Annotated in this window: 22 protein-coding genes; 10 read left to right on the top strand and 12 right to left on the bottom strand. The window is 65.2% G+C overall.

The window, feature by feature from the left end:
- The first annotated feature begins 46 nt into the window (after nucleotides 1-46).
- Complete coding sequence (locus tag WAW17_RS33160) at nucleotides 47-883, top strand: class I SAM-dependent methyltransferase (RefSeq protein WP_422337063.1); 837 nt, start codon at nucleotides 47-49, stop codon at nucleotides 881-883.
- Between the two features lie 12 nt (nucleotides 884-895).
- Nucleotides 896-1,780 carry a formyltetrahydrofolate deformylase gene (purU, locus tag WAW17_RS33155; protein ID WP_422337062.1) on the top strand — a complete coding sequence of 295 codons (885 nt, stop codon included), beginning with the start codon at nucleotides 896-898 and terminating at the stop codon, nucleotides 1,778-1,780.
- A 13-nt stretch (nucleotides 1,781-1,793) separates the two neighbouring features.
- Here the strand turns inward: purU and WAW17_RS33150 are convergent, their stop codons facing one another.
- The 7 genes from WAW17_RS33150 to WAW17_RS33120 form a co-directional block, all read right to left on the bottom strand.
- Nucleotides 1,794-2,825, bottom strand: a complete 1,032-nt coding sequence (locus WAW17_RS33150) for an alpha/beta fold hydrolase (protein ID WP_422337061.1) — start codon at nucleotides 2,823-2,825, stop codon at nucleotides 1,794-1,796.
- Between the two features lie 32 nt (nucleotides 2,826-2,857).
- The gene (locus tag WAW17_RS33145; protein ID WP_422337060.1) at nucleotides 2,858-3,628 is read right to left on the bottom strand and encodes a MerR family transcriptional regulator; all 771 of its coding nucleotides are present in this window, start codon (nucleotides 3,626-3,628) and stop codon (nucleotides 2,858-2,860) included.
- A complete protein-coding gene (locus WAW17_RS33140; protein ID WP_422337059.1) occupies nucleotides 3,628-3,771 on the bottom strand; it encodes a hypothetical protein in 144 nt (47 codons plus the stop codon). Before WAW17_RS33140 ends, WAW17_RS33145 begins: the two co-directional genes overlap by 1 nt.
- 106 nt (nucleotides 3,772-3,877) lie before the next feature.
- Nucleotides 3,878-4,171, bottom strand: a complete 294-nt coding sequence (locus tag WAW17_RS33135; RefSeq protein ID WP_422337058.1) for a DUF2516 family protein — start codon at nucleotides 4,169-4,171, stop codon at nucleotides 3,878-3,880.
- A gap of 73 nt (nucleotides 4,172-4,244) precedes the next feature.
- Entirely contained in the window at nucleotides 4,245-5,090 is an 846-nt protein-coding gene (tadA, locus tag WAW17_RS33130) for a major lipid droplet protein TadA (RefSeq protein WP_422337057.1), read from the bottom strand.
- Nucleotides 5,083-5,583 (bottom strand): helix-turn-helix domain-containing protein, encoded by a 501-nt coding sequence (locus WAW17_RS33125; protein ID WP_422337056.1) that lies wholly within the window; start codon nucleotides 5,581-5,583, stop codon nucleotides 5,083-5,085. The genes tadA and WAW17_RS33125 overlap by 8 nt, the downstream gene beginning before the upstream one ends.
- A 93-nt stretch (nucleotides 5,584-5,676) precedes the next feature.
- A complete protein-coding gene (locus WAW17_RS33120) occupies nucleotides 5,677-6,948 on the bottom strand; it encodes a DUF445 domain-containing protein (RefSeq protein WP_422337055.1) in 1,272 nt (423 codons plus the stop codon).
- 95 nt (nucleotides 6,949-7,043) lie between these two features.
- Between WAW17_RS33120 and WAW17_RS33115 the strand changes: the two genes are divergently transcribed.
- From WAW17_RS33115 to WAW17_RS33105, 3 genes are all read left to right on the top strand, one after another.
- A complete protein-coding gene (locus WAW17_RS33115) occupies nucleotides 7,044-7,763 on the top strand; it encodes a TetR/AcrR family transcriptional regulator (protein WP_422337103.1) in 720 nt (239 codons plus the stop codon).
- A gap of 48 nt (nucleotides 7,764-7,811) precedes the next feature.
- Nucleotides 7,812-8,117, top strand: coding sequence for a DUF4873 domain-containing protein (locus tag WAW17_RS33110; RefSeq protein ID WP_422337054.1), 306 nt, complete (start codon nucleotides 7,812-7,814; stop codon nucleotides 8,115-8,117).
- Between the two features lie 71 nt (nucleotides 8,118-8,188).
- Nucleotides 8,189-9,049, top strand: a complete 861-nt coding sequence (locus tag WAW17_RS33105; protein ID WP_422337053.1) for a polyphosphate kinase 2 family protein — start codon at nucleotides 8,189-8,191, stop codon at nucleotides 9,047-9,049.
- Nucleotides 9,050-9,083: 34 nt separating this feature from the next.
- On the opposite strand, the gene WAW17_RS33100 is transcribed toward WAW17_RS33105, so the two are convergent.
- A complete protein-coding gene (locus WAW17_RS33100) occupies nucleotides 9,084-9,305 on the bottom strand; it encodes a hypothetical protein (protein WP_422337052.1) in 222 nt (73 codons plus the stop codon).
- 135 nt (nucleotides 9,306-9,440) lie between these two features.
- On the opposite strand from WAW17_RS33100, the gene WAW17_RS33095 reads away from it, so the two are divergent.
- The 3 genes from WAW17_RS33095 to WAW17_RS33085 all read left to right on the top strand — a co-directional run bounded on the left by WAW17_RS33095 (nucleotide 9,441) and on the right by WAW17_RS33085 (nucleotide 11,588).
- Nucleotides 9,441-9,998, top strand: coding sequence for a DUF2231 domain-containing protein (locus WAW17_RS33095; RefSeq protein ID WP_422337051.1), 558 nt, complete (start codon nucleotides 9,441-9,443; stop codon nucleotides 9,996-9,998).
- A 16-nt stretch (nucleotides 9,999-10,014) separates the two neighbouring features.
- Complete coding sequence (locus tag WAW17_RS33090) at nucleotides 10,015-10,170, top strand: DUF6131 family protein (protein ID WP_422337050.1); 156 nt, start codon at nucleotides 10,015-10,017, stop codon at nucleotides 10,168-10,170.
- 188 nt (nucleotides 10,171-10,358) lie between these two features.
- Nucleotides 10,359-11,588, top strand: coding sequence for a glycosyltransferase (locus tag WAW17_RS33085; RefSeq protein ID WP_422337102.1), 1,230 nt, complete (start codon nucleotides 10,359-10,361; stop codon nucleotides 11,586-11,588).
- Nucleotides 11,589-11,687: 99 nt separating this feature from the next.
- On the opposite strand, the gene WAW17_RS33080 is transcribed toward WAW17_RS33085, so the two are convergent.
- Nucleotides 11,688-12,146: an STAS domain-containing protein gene (locus WAW17_RS33080; RefSeq protein ID WP_422337049.1), complete on the bottom strand. Its 459-nt coding sequence runs from the start codon at nucleotides 12,144-12,146 to the stop codon at nucleotides 11,688-11,690.
- A gap of 190 nt (nucleotides 12,147-12,336) precedes the next feature.
- Nucleotides 12,337-13,143 carry a GAF and ANTAR domain-containing protein gene (locus WAW17_RS33075; RefSeq protein WP_422337048.1) on the bottom strand — a complete coding sequence of 269 codons (807 nt, stop codon included), beginning with the start codon at nucleotides 13,141-13,143 and terminating at the stop codon, nucleotides 12,337-12,339.
- Nucleotides 13,144-13,356: 213 nt separating this feature from the next.
- On the opposite strand from WAW17_RS33075, the gene WAW17_RS33070 reads away from it, so the two are divergent.
- Together WAW17_RS33070 and WAW17_RS33065 are read left to right on the top strand one after the other, a co-directional pair.
- Complete coding sequence (locus tag WAW17_RS33070; RefSeq protein ID WP_422337047.1) at nucleotides 13,357-13,794, top strand: ATP-binding protein; 438 nt, start codon at nucleotides 13,357-13,359, stop codon at nucleotides 13,792-13,794.
- Nucleotides 13,794-14,591, top strand: coding sequence for a SigB/SigF/SigG family RNA polymerase sigma factor (locus WAW17_RS33065; RefSeq protein WP_422337046.1), 798 nt, complete (start codon nucleotides 13,794-13,796; stop codon nucleotides 14,589-14,591). Before WAW17_RS33070 ends, WAW17_RS33065 begins: the two co-directional genes overlap by 1 nt.
- Nucleotides 14,592-14,593: 2 nt before the next feature.
- On the opposite strand, the gene WAW17_RS33060 is transcribed toward WAW17_RS33065, so the two are convergent.
- Together WAW17_RS33060 and metE are read right to left on the bottom strand one after the other, a co-directional pair.
- On the bottom strand, nucleotides 14,594-15,634 hold the full coding sequence (locus WAW17_RS33060) for an NAD(P)-dependent alcohol dehydrogenase (protein WP_422337045.1): 1,041 nt from the start codon (nucleotides 15,632-15,634) through the stop codon (nucleotides 14,594-14,596).
- An 80-nt stretch (nucleotides 15,635-15,714) separates the two neighbouring features.
- Nucleotides 15,715-18,009: a 5-methyltetrahydropteroyltriglutamate--homocysteine S-methyltransferase gene (gene metE, locus WAW17_RS33055; protein ID WP_422337044.1), complete on the bottom strand. Its 2,295-nt coding sequence runs from the start codon at nucleotides 18,007-18,009 to the stop codon at nucleotides 15,715-15,717.
- Nucleotides 18,010-18,126 lie beyond the last annotated feature (117 nt).

The following is an 18,126-nucleotide window of genomic DNA, read 5'->3' as shown; positions in this document are numbered from 1 at the left end:
CGCACAACACCGTCGGCGGCCCCCGATACGGCCTAGCATTCCCCGTATGAGCGATCCGGGATCGGTGTTCAACGCTGCGCGGCGCGAATTCGACCGCCTGACCACGGCGGTGTGGGCACCCGCGGGACAGTCCCTCGTCTTCCAACTCGGCCTCGGCCCCGGCGACGCCGTTCTCGACGTGTGTTGCGGCGCCGGCTCTTCCGCCCTTCCGGCCGCGACGGCGGTGGGTCCGTCAGGGTTGGTCCATGCCATCGACCTGTCCGACGAACTGCTCGAGCTGGGACGGTTGACCGCGTCGGAGCGTGGTCTTCAGAACATCGAGTTCGTGTGCGCGGACGCCACCACCTGGGAGCCTCCGAGTACCGTGCCGGCCGACGGTTACGACGCGCTCGCCTGCTCCTACGGCGTCTTCTTCCTCCCCCATATGGATGCCGATTTCACCCGCCTCACCGGCTTGGTTCGTCCCGGCGGCAGAGTCGGGATCACGGTCTGGCGCCGGGGCGCCCTGCGTGATTTCGCGGGCGCGTTCTTCGACGCGGTCGGCCGCCATCGGACAGGGGAACCCGAACCACACACGGCCGCACCGTTCGATCCGCTCGAACACCTCGACACCCCGGACCGACTCCGCCACTGGCTGGGTGAACTGGGAACCCACTCGACCGAGGTACGGGAACTTTCCAACATCATCCCCGCGACACCGGAGTTCGCGTGGGACCTCGTACTGGGCGGGGCGATGCGCGGCGCTCTCGCACCATTCGATCCCGCGACGGTCGAGGCCATCCGACTCGATTTCCTCACGCTGATGACCGAGCGGGCGATACACCACATCGACGCCGGCACACTGGTGGGCACCGCCGTCGTCGAGGGGTTCTCGGCAACCTGAAAGACTGTCGGTATGAGCACCGCTTCACCCGAGGACCACAAGTACGTTCTGTCTCTCGGCTGCCCTGATCGCACCGGCATCGTGGCCCGGATCTCGACGTTCCTGGCCGACGTAGGCGGTTGGATCGTGGAGGCCGCGTACCACGCCGATGCCGACACCGGCTGGTTCTTCACCCGTCAGGCCGTGCGCGCCTCGTCGATCGACATGACGGTCGACGAACTCCGTGAACGGTTCGCCGTCGTGGCAGCGGAACTCGGGCCGGAGACGGAGTGGACGGTGTCGGACACCGGCGAACGCAAACGCGTCGTCCTGCTGGTCAGCAAGGAAGCGCACTGTCTGCACGATCTGCTCGGCCGCGCCGCGGGAGGTGAACTGCCGGCTGAGATCTGCGCGGTGATCGGCAATCACGCCGATCTCGAGCCGGTCACGCGCCGCCACGGGATCGACTTCCACCACGTGCCGTTCCCCAAGGATCCGGCGGAGCGGGGACCGGCGTTCGAACAGGTCCGCGAACTGGTGGACGCACACGACCCGCACGCGGTCGTGCTGGCCCGATTCATGCAGGTACTACCGTCGGAACTGTGTGAGCACTGGGCGGGGCGTGCCATCAACATCCACCACAGCTTCCTGCCGTCGTTCGTCGGCGCACGCCCCTACCATCAGGCGTTCGCGCGCGGCGTGAAGCTGATCGGCGCCACCTGCCACTACGTCACGGCCGAACTCGACGCAGGACCGATCATCGAGCAGGACGTCATCCGAGTCGACCACGCCGACGAGGTCGCGGACATGGTCCGGCAGGGCCGCGACATCGAGAAACTGGTGCTCTCGCGTGGCCTCCGCTGGCATCTCGAGGATCGCGTCCTCGTGCACGGTCGCAAGACAGTGGTTTTCAGCTAGCGGAGGCCGGCGCTCACAGATTGCGCAGCCGGACGATCTCCTTGTTGAATTCGTCGACGCTCTCGACCGAGGTCATGTGCCCGACTCCGGGCAGCACGATGAGACGCGCAAGATTTCCGGCCTCCTCGAGGACCCGCGCCAATTTGTGAGCGTGCACGGGCGGGGTCAGCCGGTCCATGGATCCCACCAGCACACTGCTCGGAACTTCCAGCTTGTCCAGAGCGTGGTTGATGTCGAGTGCGCTGAGCGCGGCTCCCCAACCGCCGCGCACACGCGGATGGCAGCCCCGGACGATGTTCTCGCAGAACTGCACTTCGGCCGGAGTCGCATTGGGCGACATCGACACGTACTGGATGGCCCTCGTGATCACCGGCGACGACACCAGCGGCATCGGTGTCTTCAGGATTGCGCGACCGACATTCACCGGGACCCGGGGAAAGCGATTCGGCAATGGGATGACGGTGGTCTCGGCGATGAGCCGGTCGCTGGCGGTGCTGGCGAGCAGCACCGCGGACGCGTACTTCTTCACATGGTGCGGGTACCTGCCCGCCCACGCCATGATGCTCATGCCGCCCATGCTGTGGCCGACGAGCACGGCCTTCCGGTCCTCACGCACGGTGACCTTCAGCACCTCGCCCAGATCGTGCGCGAGTACGTCGGGCCCCAGAGGAAGGGTGCCCACCGTGCTGCGCCCGTGACCGCGCTGGTCATAAGTGATAACCCGGTATTCGGAGGCAAGGGCGTTCACCTGGGGATGCCAGTACTCGATCGAGCACGTCCAGCCGTGACTGAACACGATGGGATGACCGTCCTCGGGCCCGTATGCGCGCACGTGCAGGGTGGCTCCGTCGTCGGTGACGATCTCGGTCACCTCGAAGTCATGGGTCGGCGTCTGCAGCAACTCGTTCGGCGGAACCTCGCTGGAGAGCGTCAATCCACGGGTGGCGCGCCGTCGTCGGAACGCCGCGCCCATGGCGAAGGCTGCGCCCACTCCGGTCACCCCGACGAGGGCCCCGAGAGCGGTGGTGCGCGAACTACTGGTCATGCTTACCCCTGACATATTCGGAAGAAGTGGTGTCAACTTGCGCGGTTCGTGTCGCCGCTGCGCTCGGCGGCGGTCTTCTCCCCGAGTTGCCGGGCGGCTGCGCTCAGAGCCTTCGAGATCTGCTCTTCCATCGCCGCCTCGAACATGGTCTCGACGACGTCGTGTGCGAGTGGTCGCATGCGGTCGACGAGCTTCGCGATCTCGGTGACCGTCGATTCGTCGAGATCGAGGGTCTCGCCCTCGGCGGCGAGATAACGTTCAGCTACCACCCCCACGAATCTCGCGGCGACGTCGGTGAGTCCCCGGTGAACCGCCTCGGTCTGTTCGAGGACGTCGTCGAGAGGGACACCCGCCTCGACGAGCACCCGCGCAGCCTCGACCAGATGCGGGTTGTCGACGGAGTAGTCATCCCCGGTGGGCGCGAGAACACCGAGGTCGGTTCCCCGCGCGATGTTTGCCGCCGTGGTCTGCGCGCCGAACATGCGCCGCAGTTCCGACAACGACACCCGGGCCGCCCGACGACGGTTTCGCCAGCGACTGCCGGGGTCGTCGGTCTCGAGTACGTCCTTGACCTGGAGTCCGTAGTGGGCTGCCGAGAGCAGTTCGCTGATGGTGGCGAAGGTATACCCGCGGTCGAGCATCCGTCCGATGAGGTGCAACCGCGCGAGATGCGCCTCATTGTACCAACCGGTGCGGCCCTGCTTCCGGGGGGGCGGCAGCAATCCGCGGTCCTGATACACGCGAACGTTGCGGACGCTCACTCGCGCTTCGCGGGCGAGGTCGTCTATCCGGTATTCCTTCATCAGACGATGTGGGCCCTTCGCGGAAGCAGACGGGACGGACCACCGACGAATCCCACCGCGTCGAGAACCACGACGGTCGTGGAACAACCCTTACGAATCATGTCGTGGTAGTGCCGATTCGACTTGGCAGCGCGCGTAGACATCTCAGCTCCTCGGTGATCCTCGCCGTGTTTCACACTATCATTGTCACAATGCTCATTGTCATCGTTTGGGCACGGAAACACCCGGACCCGTTCGGGGGTTACCGGGCTACCAGCGAGGACCGCGCTGAATGTCGTCGACACGCGGGCGGACGTCGACGAGATAGACACAGACCGCCACCACCGCGACGATGCCGAAGAGTTGCACAACGGGAAAGACCAGGAGCACGAGGAGCGCAACGGCCAGGATGCTCAGCCAGATCGGCTTGCTCAATTTATCGACCGCAGTGAAGGCGTCCTTGCGCTGGCGCGCTGCGTGAAACAGGGCGAATGCCGCCGCACCGAGGGCGACGATACGAATTACCCACAAGATCACCGAGACGATGCCGTCAACTTCAATCACAGCACCATCCTACGAGGTCGGCACGCGAACGGCCCCCGCACCGAACGTGCGGAGGCCGATACGACGCAGAAGATCAGGCCTTCTTCGGCGGAGCCTTCTTCGCGGGGGCCGCCTTGCCGGCGGGAGTTGCGGGAGCCGCGGCAGCAGCCTTCGCCGGAGCAGCCTTCGCCGGAGCGGCCTTGGCGGGCGCCTTCTTGGCCGGGGCGGCCTGCTGGTCAGCCGACTTCTTCGCTGTCTCGGCGCGAGCCTCCACTCCCGCAGCGGTGGCCTCTACGCGCTCGGCGGCTTCCTCGGACACTCCCTGAGCCTGATCACCCAGGTCGAGCACCCGGATGGCAGCCTCGTCGCCGGCGTCCGCGATGGCCTCGCCGAGCCCCTCTGCAGTGTCGGAGATACGACCCGAAGCGCGACCGGCCAACTTGGCGGCCTGCTCGCCCACGGCACGCGTCTGACGGGCTACCGTGCCGAGAGCTTCCTCGGTCAGTTCCACCGCTTCACCGAGTGCCGCCTCTGCGCGCTCGATCTGCTCGCCGACGACGGGTTGCTTCCGGATGCGCTCGACGGCGTCCTCGCCACGCTCCGCGAGGGAGGTGTACAGATCGGAGGCAACCTTCAGGTACGCCTCGGCCACCTTGCGCAGCTCGTCCGCGGTGAACTTCTCTCGCAGCTCGGCGAGTTCTTCGGGCAGCTCGGAAGGGAGACCGGCCAGTCGATCGCGCAGGCTCTCGACGCCCTCCTGGAGTTCTGCGAAACGTCCGCGGGCCTCGCCCACGCGACCTTCGACATCTCCCTGAGTCGCCTCGGCCCGCGAACGTACCTGGGCGACCACGTCGGCCACGGCCTGCACCACTACGTCGCCGGCACCCACTGCGGCGTAGAGCGAGGTCTTGACGCTGTCCTTGGTCTTCTCGTCAGTCATCGGCTTTCTCCTGTTCAACGATGAGGGGTTCCGGCGTCTGGGATTCAGAACGCTGGCGATCTTCTGCATGCATGTCGTCGGCACGGCGCTGCGCCGCCACCGTCGCTTCGTTCTCACGACAGAAGGATTCATAGATTTCGAGCAACACCTGCTTCTGCCGCTCGGTGATGGCCGTGTCCGTGAGCAGGGCGTCGCGGATCGGACCGTGGGGCCTTTGCTCGAGATACCCCGCCTGGACATACAGGACCTCCGAGGACACCCGGAGACCCTTGGCTATCTGCGCAAGGACTTCTGCCGAAGGCTTGCGCAACCCACGCTCGATCTGACTCAGATATGGATTGCTGACCCCGGCAAGCTGTGCCAACTGACGCATCGAGACCTGCGCAGCTTCACGTTGCGCACGAATGAAACCCCCGATGTCGTGGGCCGCATTCGTCACTACACGCGTCGCCAGATCGCCGGCACCGGCAGCATCACGATCTTCGCTTGCCATCGCTCCTCCGTTTGCTGGGCACCACCAAGCCTAGAACAGGGTGCTAGCAATTGCAAGCACTCTGTTAGCGCCCGGGAGGCGCCGCTGGAACGCTCAACCGAACAGGAGCGTCGACACCGTGTAGATCGCAAGTCCCGCGACCGATCCGACCACGGTGCCGTTGATGCGAATGAATTGCAGATCCCGGCCCACCTGGAGCTCGATCTTCTTGCTTGCTTCCTCTGCGTCCCACCGCTCGACGGTGTCGGAGATGACTCCGGTGATCTCGTCCGTGTAGTGGACGGCGACGTAGCGCGTTCCGGCCCGAAGCCACCCGTCGACCTTCGTCCGAAGCTCCACGTCGTCGCGCAATCTCTCACCGAGCCGCACGACATTTTCTGCGACCTTGGTTCGCAGTGTGCTGTTCGGGTCGTCGACGGATTCCATGATGAGCCGCTTCGCCACCGTCCACGTCGCGGCGGCGAGCCCCGTCACTTCCTCCCGGCCCATGATCTCGGCCTTGATCTTCTCGGCCTTCTCCTTGGTGGCCGGATCGTTCTGCAGATCGTCGGCGAAGTCCACCAGGAATCGATTTGCAGCCTGGCGTACCTCGTGTTCCGGATTGGACCGCACCTTCCAGGTGAACTCGACCAGCTCGCGATGGATCTTCTCGCCCAGCATCGCGTCGACGAATTTGGGTGACCAGGCCGGCGAATCCCGAGTGACGATGCGATCGATGGTTTCCTGACTTCCGAGCGCCCATTGATGCGCACGTTCGGCGAGGAGATCGAGGATGGGCAGCTGACGATTTTCTCGGAGCAGTTCACCGAGCACGCGTCCGATGGGCGGCCCCCATTCCGGTTCGGCGAGTCGGCGTACGAGGGTGCTGTCGATGATCTGCTGCACGTCCTCGTCCCGGAGCACCTCGACGACACCCCGCAGAATCGTGGCCGTCTCGGCTGCGACCCGCTCGGCGTGCGGCGGGTGCGCCATCCAGGTACCGAGCCGCAGTGGCACCTGCGCGGCCTCCACCTTCGCGGACACGACCTCGGGTGCCAGGAAGTTCTGGCCGACGAAGCTGCTCAGGCTGGCGCCGAGCTGGTCCTTCTTCCGCTTGATGATCGCGGTGTGAGGAATGGGGAGGCCCAGAGGATGGCGGAACAGCGCCGTCACCGCGAACCAGTCGGCGAGCGCGCCGACCATGCCCGCCTCGGACGCTGAGCGGACGTAGCCGACCCACTCCCCCGCCCCGCGCGATTCCTGCCACCGGCACAGGAGATAGACAACGGTCGCGAGAACGAGGAACCCCGTCGCCACGATCTTCATCTTGCGGAGGTCCCGGCGCTTTGCGGCGTCGTCTGCGGCGGAGAGGCTCAATTGGTCCACAGGAGCCATTCTGCCGAAGGCTACGAGTGGAGCACTAAGCTGACGTCAAGATCGAGAAGAAACGGATGTGACTACACGCAGTGGCGACCGACGAAGTGACAGTTTCCGAGCAAGGAATCGAGTCGACGACGAAAACGGACAAGGCGGCCAAGCCGGACGGGCGCAAGCGGCGCTGGCGCGAGCACAAGATCGCGCGCCGCGAGGAACTCGTCGACGGAACGATCGCTGCCGTCCGCCTCCGAGGCCGGGACATCGGCATGGACGAGATCGCATCCGAGATCGGCGTGTCCAAGACGGTGCTGTACCGCTATTTCGCGGACAAGAACGACTTGACGAATGCGACGATGGCACGCTACGTGGAGACCACCCTCGCACCGCGGATCTATGAGGCCATCGGCGGTGATCTCGACGAATTCGAACTGACCCGCGCCACGATCACCGCGTATGTGGAGACGGTGGCGTCGGACCCCGACGTGTACCTCTACATCACGGCCAACGGCGCGAGCCCCGGCCGCGATGCCGTGGCCGATTCCGAGCGGATGATCGCCGAGGTACTGGCCACCGTTCTCGGTGAGCGCCTACGTCTGATGGAGATGGACTCGGGCGGCGCGGTGCCGTGGGCGTACGGGATCGTCGGCGGAGTGCAACTGGCCACCCACTGGTGGATCTCGCACCGGTCGATGTCCGTCGAGGACCTCATCAACTACCTCACGATGATGACGTGGGGCGGTGTGGCGGGCATCGCCGCCGTCAACGGTTCTCCTGCACGCTTCAACTCGATTCCTCATCCCCTGCTTCCGCAGACCACCGACTAGAACGCCCGCATACTTGTGTAACTTTCGGTAACAGGTAAACTCGGGTTCGTGAACGACACCGAGGAAGAAGCCGGCTACCGAGGTCTCGCCGAGGTGGTCGTCGACGGTTCTCCGGCCGTGACCGTCCAGGTTCATCTCGCCGGACATTTCGAGCCGATCAGTGGACGCTACGTTTGGCACGGACGGGTACGTACCCTGACCGACGCGCTCGGTGCGGATGCCGACCTGACGCCCGGTACCGAACTGCGGATCACCGGACCCGAAGGCACAGCCCTCGCTCGCATTACCGAGGTGGACCTCTGGGGCAGCCACCTGGTGGACGGTGTGACATCGCCGCCGTTCGCGCGCGCGTAAAACTCGAACCCGGCCGTTCGCGCGCGCGTGAAGTCGAACCCACGGAACCGCCGGTGTGGCACTGTTTGGACATGGACGACAGCACAAGCGGAATCTGGAAGGTTCCCCCGGTGGAGGCGCTTCGCGCCCGCCCCGGACAGCCGATCTTCGAACTCGACCGGAGCGGCACGCCCGGGTTCGCGGGCAGCAAGGCCGATGGTGAGCGACTCCTCGAAGAACGGGGTGCAGTATTGTCCGCACTCCAGGAAAAGCTGTACGCCGTAGGCCGTTCCGGTGACAACCGCTCGGTCCTTCTCGTCCTGCAGGGCATGGACACCGCGGGCAAGGGCGGAATGGTCCGGCACGTCATCGGGCACGTCAATCCCCAGGGTGTCGACCACACATCGTTCGGTGTTCCGACTCCGGAGGAGAAACGGCACCACTACCTGTGGCGCGTCAACAAGGCCCTGCCCCGCAGCGGACAGCTCGGCGTGTTCGACCGGTCCCACTACGAGGACGTCCTGGTCGTCCGTGTCCACAATCTGGTTCCCGAAAGCGTGTGGAGCGCGCGATACGACGAGATCAACCAGTTCGAGAAAGAACTCGTCGCCGAAGGCATGACGCTGGTGAAGGTCGCCATGTTCGTGTCGCTGGACGAACAGAAGGCGCGACTGAAGGAAAGGCTCGACCGCCCGGACAAGTACTGGAAGTACAACCCCGGGGATGTCACCGAACGCAAGCTGTGGCCCGCATACCAGGAGGCCTACCAGGCGATGCTGGACAAGACGTCCACCGAGTACGCGCCCTGGTACGTCGTGCCGTGCGACCGGAAATGGTACAGCCGGATCGCCGTCACCGAACTCCTGATCGACGCCCTGGAGAAACTCGAACTCGACTGGCCACCCGCCGACTTCGATGTGGAAGTGGAGAAGCAGCGACTCGCCGAGTCCTGACGGTCACCGGCACTCGCGTCTCGCGAGAACGGCGTCAGAACATATGTGGTGTCGGGTGATGCACCCGGTGGTCGTGGCGGACGGTGCCACCGAACAGTGCCATTGCTCCACCGAGCGCCACAAGGCACAGGACACCGGAGACGATCGCCCATCCGGCGTTTCCCGACGCCGCGGCGAACAGAAACCCGCCGAGAGCAATCACGGCGCCCAGCACCAGTGTGAAGCTGACCCACGCAGCGAAGAGATTGAGCTTCATCGTCGCTCACCTGACCTTGTCGCTCATCCGGGAAGAACCTAGCCACGACGCTACCCTTGACCTGCATCGCCGACAAGGTGGACGGGCTCGGTCCCGCGTCCGTTTCGCAGTCGCGGCCTGGGGTAATCGGAGACCATGAACCTCGAGCCACTCTTCGGTAAGACAGAGGATGCCAGCTTCCTCGACGGCGGCAGCAGCGTTCTGCAGCAGCGGATCCGCGCGTCCCTCGGGAAGAGCGGCACCGGACCACTCCTGCGCGGATCCTGGCTCGGCCACCCCCTGCATCCCGTCCTGGTCACGGTGCCGATCGGGACGTGGGTCGGCGCCACCGTGTTCGATCTGGTACTTCGTGATCATGTCGCCGCCCGCCGGCTGATCGGCCTGGGTCTCGTGGCGACGCCTCCCACCTTGATGACCGGCTGGGCCGACTGGGCCGAGCGGAACACCCGTCAGCGACGCGTGGGCCAGATCCATGCCGGTGTGAACGCCGCCGGTATCAGCGCTCTGGCGGCGTCGTTCGTGCGCCGCAGGCGAGGCACCGATGCGCGTGCCATCGCGGCGAGCGTGGCCGGAGTCGTCGCCGTCGGACTGGGCGGCGCACTCGGCGGACATTTGACCTACGCCATGGGCGCAGGGGTAGACGAGGCCGAGAAGGGTCCCCGTGGGGGCTCGGTTCTCACCTCGGTGGGATGAGGAAACGAGGAAAATCATGATTATTCTCGGTTTGATCCTGCTCTTGATCGGGTGGCTCGCCGACATCTCGGTGTTGTGGACGATCGGCATCATCCTCGTCGTGATCGGAGCGATCCTGTGGCTTCTCGGTGCCACCGGCCGCGCCGTGGGCGGCCGCCGTCACTGGTATTGACGCGCGGCTATCCGTTCGCAATATCGAAGGCGCGGTGGCGACTCTTCCGTAACAGAGTCTGGGCCGGTCGGTTTACTTCCGCGGGGTTCGGGAATCCCCGATCCATGACCGCCACCCATCGCCCTACCAGGCCACCCGTCTGCGGAGCCCAGCCGATGAGAACGGCCACAGTCGGCACTTCTCGTCGATTGAAGATATCGATGGTCTCGGGAAATGCCGGACCTCTCGACACCATGCCTTCGGAAGACTCGGACGGAGCCGTCATCCGGGGACAGAACATCCATCTCGCCGAGCTCTCGGCCGCCCTCACACGAGCGGGTCACGACGTCACCGTCTATACCCGCCGTGAGAACCCCGACGTGCCCGACCGGGTCATCACACACGCCGGGTACACGGTGGTCCACGTTCCTGTGGGGCCACCGAGGAGGATGCCGGTGGAGGAAGTTCTGCCGCTGATGGGGGCGTTCGGCGGATTTCTCGAGACCGAATGGGAGAACGAACGCCCCGACATCGTGCACGCGCACTACTGGATGTCCGGGATCGCGGCCCAACTCGCGGCCCGCACGCTCGGGATCCCCGTGATCCAGACGTTCCACGCTCTCGGCGTTGTCGAACAGCGCTTCCAGAAACCGAAGCCCGTCCGGGCTCCCGATCGAGTCCATTTGGAACAGTTGATCGCCCGCGGAGCAACCCGCGTCGTTGCCACATGCAACGACGAGGTCTTCGAGCTCTCCCACCTCGGTCTGCCGCGCTCGCGAACATCGGTGGTCCCGTCGGGCGTGGACGTCACCGAGTTCACGCCGGACGGCGCGGTTGACGAGAAAGGGAAACGGCACCGTCTCGTGATGGTGGGCAAACTGTCTCCCACCGAGGGTTTCGACACCGCCATCGAGGCCCTGCGCCATTTCCCCGACACCGAACTCGTGATCGCCGGCGGCCCCGCGGCGGACGACCTGGACGCGCACCCCGAAGCCGTCCGCCTGCACGCGCTGGCCAAGGATGCCAGAGTACGTAGCCGCGTTCGTCTGGTGGGCCGGGTATCGCGGAAGAACATGCCGTCACTATTGAGATCCGCGGACGCGGTGGTATGCACACCGTGGTTCGAGCCGTTCGGGATGGTCCCGCTCGAGGCGATGGCCTGCGGCACACCGGTGGTGGCGTCCGCGGTCGGCGGGATGCGGGACACGGTGGTCGACGGAATCACCGGACGCCTGATCTCGCCGCGCAATCCGGAGCGGCTCACCGAAGCACTGAAACAGATCTTCGACGACGACGCATTGCGCGCAGGATTCGGCATGGCCGGCTGCGACCGCGCGCGGGCCCGGTACTCGTGGGACCGGGTCGCGATGGATACCCTGCGCGCCTACGGGCGTTGCGTCTCCGGACCTCCGAGGGCCGGCCGAACCGGTGCCCATTGAGAGAACCCGGTGCGCAGTGAGAACCGGTGCGCAGTGAGAACCGGTGCGCAGTGAACGTGCGCACCGGTTCTTTCGGCGATCCTTACCGGACGAAGCCGATCATGCAGTTCTTCCGTGCCAAGACCCCAGCGCGCTGTCCAGAGACTCGAAACACGGATAATTTCTCTCCCGACCGGCCGCGCGAAGCAACCGGGACACCGGCCTGCCGCAGATCAAAGCCCATACCCGTCCGTCTCGGAGGCTCGTGGAATTGACCGTATCGAGCACCGCCAACCCTGCGGTTCCGATGAAGTCGACCTTCGACATGTCGAGGATCAAATGAGATTCCGACGATATCCGGGCGCCCACGTATTCACGCAGCTCGGGCGCACTGCACAGATCGATTTCACCCCGAACCCCGACCAGCACCACACCGGAGCCGATCCTCTCGGAACTGAATCCGGCACTCGTACAGTGTGTCGTGGCGGAATCACTCGCCGCGAGCGGTACTCTCGACTTGCATTGAATACCCGTCACCCCGCCCGAAAAGGCCAGTGCAGGTTCTGGAACTACAGACATGTCTCACCCCATCTGGAACTCGACGGGAAAGCGGAGCACTCGCAGACCATCCGATCCCGGCCTCCGGCAACGTCTGCCGTCGCAGCGCTTTCCGAATCGGCTGTGTGCTCAACCTCGATACGAGGGTACCCCCGACCGTGATGTGTCACAAGGAAATAACAGAACCCTTGCCCCGTAATAGGCAGGTGAGCTATATATGACGACTCCGCTGAGCGTTTCGTCTCGCTACCGCGCGGACCGCTCTTTCGGCCACGACACGGAGTTTGACGTTTTCGTGCTGGGATCGTTCGACCAGGACGCGGAACGCTTCTTCCGCGTCGATGCCGCGCAACGCCATGACGATTCCCTTTGCCTGATCGATCACCGCACGCGAACGCAGCGCTACGCGAAGCCCTTCCACCAGGACCCGCGCCTCGCTGTACCGCCGTGCGCTGCGCAGAGCGCTGCCCGCCGAGACCACGTACAACTCGAGTAGCGATTCGTCCATCCTGTGGAATGCGTGCGGGAACTCCCCGTACAGGTTCAGTGCCCCCGAGTACTCCGCATCGATCAGCAACGGCACCGAAAGGTAACTGTGCATGTTCGCCTGCTGCGCAATAGCCGCGAACTCCGGCCACCGCTCACGCGCAGTCGCGATGTCGGCCCGAACGATGGCTCGCGACCGGGCCGCGGACAGGCACGGCGCGTCGTCGAAGCGCAGTTGTGCAGCTTCGACCGGCAGCACCTCCCGCGAGGTCGAGGCGACCGTGACGGGACCCGTGGGCCGGATAACTGTGATCGCGGCGTCCAGCGCCGCCGGGAACGCCTGGACCACCTGGCGGCACAGTCCGCCCAGGACCACGTTGATCTCGTCTTCGGTCTCGAAGAGATCGAGCACAGCTTCGAGCGAACCGGTCACCAGGTCGACCTGTTCGGGGTCGACCCGTTCGGGACTGTCGCCGCCCGTCTGGGCGTCGACGCCATATGCCAGCGTGTTCCGGTGAAATTCGTCAGGCATCCCGCATGTCTCCATCGACTCACACGGCCCGTCGAGGCCTCGAGAAGCCGGCCTTTCCGATCACCCTACCGCCCAAACGTACTGCTCGGACTGGTTTGACCTGTACCGTTCTGCGGTATTCCCCGTGAGGTGCCGGACCGCTGGCCTGACTTCTCGAACGCAGCGAGCCGACCCCGCCCCGCCCCACCAGGCACCGCCCGATCCGGAGGTCTCATGGCCATCGCCAAGACAATCGAACCCGATCAGGACCACACACATCCCGTCGTCGAGTTGCGCGTTCGAGCTACACCCGATCAGCTCTCCGTACTACGGGCCCTGGCCGCTACGATTGCCATCCACGAGGACTTCGATCTCGATGCCATTGCCGATATCAAGCTGGCGATGGACGAGATCTGCACCCAATTGATCGTCCGTGCGGCGGCCGACGCAGTCCTGGTGTGCCGACTCCAGTACTTCGACAGCACTCTGCGCGTCTCCGTCTCCACCACGACCACCGGTGTCGACTCACTCGGGGAACGGTCGTTCGGCTGGCACGTCCTCGCTGCGCTCACCGATTCGATCGACATGAGACACGAACCCGACCTCGCCGACCCCGGCTCGGCCCACGTCACCACCATGGAATTCACCAAGGTGAAGAACGGCTCGCTCTAGTGACCTCCCACGCTCACCGCGGTGGAAGCACGGCGCGTTGGCCGGACGAGTATCAGGATGTCGCAAAGCTCTTCGAGCAGATGGCGGCGCTCGGCGAGGACGATCCCCGGCGAAGTGTCCTGCGGGACGCCCTGGTGACCCGGTGCCTCCCCCTCGCAGAACACATTGCCCGGCGTTTCGACGGACGGGGCGAGGCGCATGACGATCTGGTTCAGGTCGCGCGACTGGGCCTGGTGAACTCGGTCGACCGCTTCGACGTGACCCGAGGTTCCGACTTCGTGTCGTTCGCGGTTCCCACCATCATGGGCGAGGTACGCAGGCACTTTCGGGACACGGGCTGGGCGGTGCGCGTCCCTCGCCGCATGAAGGAACTCCATCTGGCCCTGAGCTCGGCCGTGGCCGAGCTGTCCCAGAGCCTCGGCCACGCCCCCACCGTGAGCGAACTGGCACACTACCTGGACCTCGATCCCGAGGAAGTCGGCCAGGGGCTCCTCGCCGGCAATGCCTACCAGACCGTCTCGGTCGACAACACATCGTCCGACCGCAGCGGCGAGCTGTCCATGGTCGAAACCATCGGGGACTACGACGCCGCGATGGCCGATGTGGAGAACCACGAGACCCTGCGCCCACTGCTCGAATCACTACCGGACCGCGAGCGCACGGTGCTGATGCTCCGATTCTTCGGAAACATGACCCAGACCCAGATCGCGGATCGGGTAGGTATCTCGCAGATGCACGTGTCGAGGCTGCTGGCGAAGACGCTGTCATCCCTCCGAGATCAACTCGGCGAGGTGTGAACTCAGATCGTTGCCGTGTCGATTACGAATCGGTACCGCACGTCACCGGCCACCACCCTGTCGTAGGCGTCGTCGATCTCGCTCGCGGGGATAACCTCGATTTCGGCGCCGATGCCGTGCGCGGCGCAGAAGTTCAGCATTTCCTGCGTCTGCGCCAGTCCGCCCACGTTGGAGCCCGCGAGGCTGCGACGATTCGCCGCGAGGCTGAATGCACGGACCTCGATCGGCTTCTGGGGCAATCCGAGTTCCACCAGGGTGCCGTTGACGGCGAGCAGCGACATGTATGCGTCGATGTCGACGTTCACCGACACCGTGTTGAGGATCAGGTCGAATTTCGACCGCAACTCCTTGAACGTCGCGGGGTCCGAGGTGGCGTAATATCGGTCGGCTCCGAACTTCTCACCGTCGGCCTTCTTGCTCAGCGACTGACTCAGCACGGTTACCTCCGCCCCCATGGCGTGTGCGATCTTCACGCCCACATGACCGAGGCCGCCCATGCCGATGATGGCAACCTTTTTGCCGGGGCCTGCGTCCCAGTGCACAAGCGGTGAGTACAGCGTGATGCCGGCGCACAACAGCGGCGCTGCGATGTCCAGGGCGAGCCCGTCGGGTATCGACACCACGAAACGCTCGGTGACGACGATATGCGTCGAGTACCCGCCCTGCGTCCATTCGCCGTCGCGACCTCGGGAATTGTAGGTGCCGGTCACCCGGTTGAAGCAGTACTGCTCGTCGTCGGCGCGGCACGCGTCGCATTCTCCGCAGGAATCGACGAAACACCCGACGCCTACCCGGGCACCCACCCGGTGACGGGTCACGCCGGAGCCGACCGCGGTCACCACACCCGCGATCTCGTGCCCGGGCACCACCGGGTAGTGGGGGGTGCCCCATTCGCCGCGCGCGGTGTGGATGTCGGAGTGGCAGATACCCGCGTACCTGATCTCGATGAGCACGTCGAGAGGGCCGAGTTCCCGGCGCTCGATCGTGATCTTCTCGAATGGACTCGTGCTGGATGTAACTGCGTATGCAGCGGCGGTAACCATGCGTATATGACTACCTGTTCGCACCGCTACACACACGCCGGGGGCCGCGCTCGTGCGCGACCCGCGGCGTGTGTTCGGTATCAGGCGTCCGATTCTTCCTTCTCCGCCCGGCGCCGGAGGCGATGGGCTGCGGCCACCATGTTGCGCAGAGAGGGTTCGAGCTGCCAGTAGTGACGCGTCTTGAGCCCACCGTCCGGATTGGCCCACAGCCGTTCCAACGAGATGGACTTGCTCGCCTCGGTGAGGAGTTCGTCCAATTCGTCGATGTCGGGGATGCGCGCCGAACGGCTCTCGTACACACCGGGTCCGACGCCGTGCGTGAGTGCCCGCTCCTTGAGGGCGTCCAACACCCAGGTGATGGATCGGGTGGCCACGATGGCAGTGACATCCGCGTCCAGCCGTTCGATGGCGTCGACCACCGCCGCCCGGCTCGTGTACGTCAGATGCGTGTGGATCTGCGTCTCCGGCTTGGCAGCACCCGTGGCGAGACGGAACGCGTCGACCGCCCACTCCAGGTACGCCTCGCGACCGTCCTCGCGCGCCGGCAGCAACTCACGAATCGCCGGCTCGTCCACCTGGATGATCGCGATTCCCGCGGCCTCGAGGTCGGCGATCTCGTCGCGAACCACGAGCGCCAACTGGTCCGCCGTCTCGTGCAGCGGCTGGTCCTGGCGGACGAACGAACGCGCGATCATCGTGACCGGGCCCGTCAATATCGCCTTCACCGGCTTGTCCGTCAGCGACTGCGCGTAGGCGATCCACTCGACGCTCATCGGTTTGGGCCGCGCGACGTCACCGTACAGAATCGGCGGACGGGTGCAGCGCGAGCCGTACGCCTGCACCCAGCCGTTGTGGGTGAACGCGTACCCCTCGAGAAGTTCCGCGAAGTACTGGACCATGTCGTTGCGCTCGTGCTCACCGTGCACGAGAACGTCGAGTCCGATGTCCTCCTGCAGCCGGATGGTGCTCTCGATCTCCGCCTGGATGCGCTTGTAGTAGTCCTCCCACTCCACGCGGCCCTCGCCCAGCTCGTACCGCGCCTGGCGGATCTCGCTGGTCTGCGGAAACGATCCGAGCGTGGTCGTGGGCACCAGGGGCAGGTTCAGCCGCTCCTGCTGGGCGACCCGCCGCTCCTCGTACGGAACCCGGACACGGTCGGACTGCTTGACGGCGTTCACCCGGGCGCGCACCGCGTGCTTGAGCTTGAAGTGCACCGAGGTGGGACGTTTGCGCCACTTCTCCGACGGCCCCTCGGTCAGCGCCCTCGCCAGCGACACCACTTCGCCGACCTTCTGCTTGGCGAACGCGAGGCGATCTGCGACGTCGCCCGGAATGTCGTATTCCGACAGCACGTCGTACGGCACGTGCAGCAGCGACGTCGAGGTGGACACCACAAGGTCCGGCACGATGTCCTTGATCGTGTTGAGGTAGGTGAGCGTGACGTACCGGTCCACCCGCCACACGTTCCGGCCGTCCACCACGCCGGCGTAGATGCGCTTGCGCCGCAGACCCGGGATCTTCGCGAGCTCGTCGGCACTCATCCGATGGCTCACCAGATCGAGACCGACAGCCTCCACCTTCGTTTCGGCGAGAATGGCGAGGGCCTCACCGAGGTGACCGTAGGGGCCGGTGACGAGAAGACGCGGGCGCAGCGGCGCGTGCGACAACTTTTCGTAGGCACGCTTCAGGGCGGCCAGTTCGTCGGGTGTGCGGTCTTCGGTGAACGACGGCTCGTCGAGCTGCACACAGGTGGCGCCGGCCTTCGCGAGCTGCTCGAACAGTCGCGCGTACTCGGGGAGAATCCTGTCCAGCAGGTCGAGCGTCGAGAAACCGCTCTGGTGGGAGGTCGGCCCCACCTTCGACAGCAGCAGGAGCGAGACGGGTCCGAGGACGACGGGACGCAGCTCGATTCCCCTGGCCTTGGCCCGCTCGAATTCGTCCAGCACCGTCTCGGAACGCAGGGAGAACGTGGTGTTCTCGTCCAGTTCGGGTTGGCGGTAGTGGTAATTGGTGCCGAAGAACCGCACCAGTTCGAGCGGCGGGAAGTCGGGACGGCCGCGGCACATCGTGAAGTAGAAATCCAGTGGGTCGAGCTCGTTCTCCAGCGGCCGGAAGCGTTCGGGCACCGCCCCGAAGAGCAGCGCGTTGTCGAGCACGTGGTCGTAGTACGAGAACGTGTTGCCCGGGACCTGCGTCAGACCCGTCGCGGCAAGTTCGCTCCAGGTCTCCTCCTGGAGTTCCCGGGCGACGGTGACGAGTTCCTTTTGTGTGCCCGTACCGTGCCAGTAGGCCTCGAGGGCGCGCTTGAGTTCGCGACGCGGTCCGATGCGGGGATACCCCAGGACGCTGGAGCCGAAAGTTGCGGTGCTGGACATGCGGTCGACCTTTCTGGTCTCAGTCCGCAGGACGCGGGACGCCTGCGGACTCGATGCACCTGTGCGCCCCTCACGACGTCGGTCGTGAAAGGCGCACAGGTGTGGTCACCTACCTAC

Origin of the sequence: Rhodococcus sp. (in: high G+C Gram-positive bacteria) (assembly GCF_049286785.1) — a bacterium.
Taxonomy (GTDB): Bacteria; Actinomycetota; Actinomycetes; order Mycobacteriales; family Mycobacteriaceae; genus Rhodococcus_F.
This window is presented reverse-complemented; position numbering and strand designations above follow the sequence as displayed.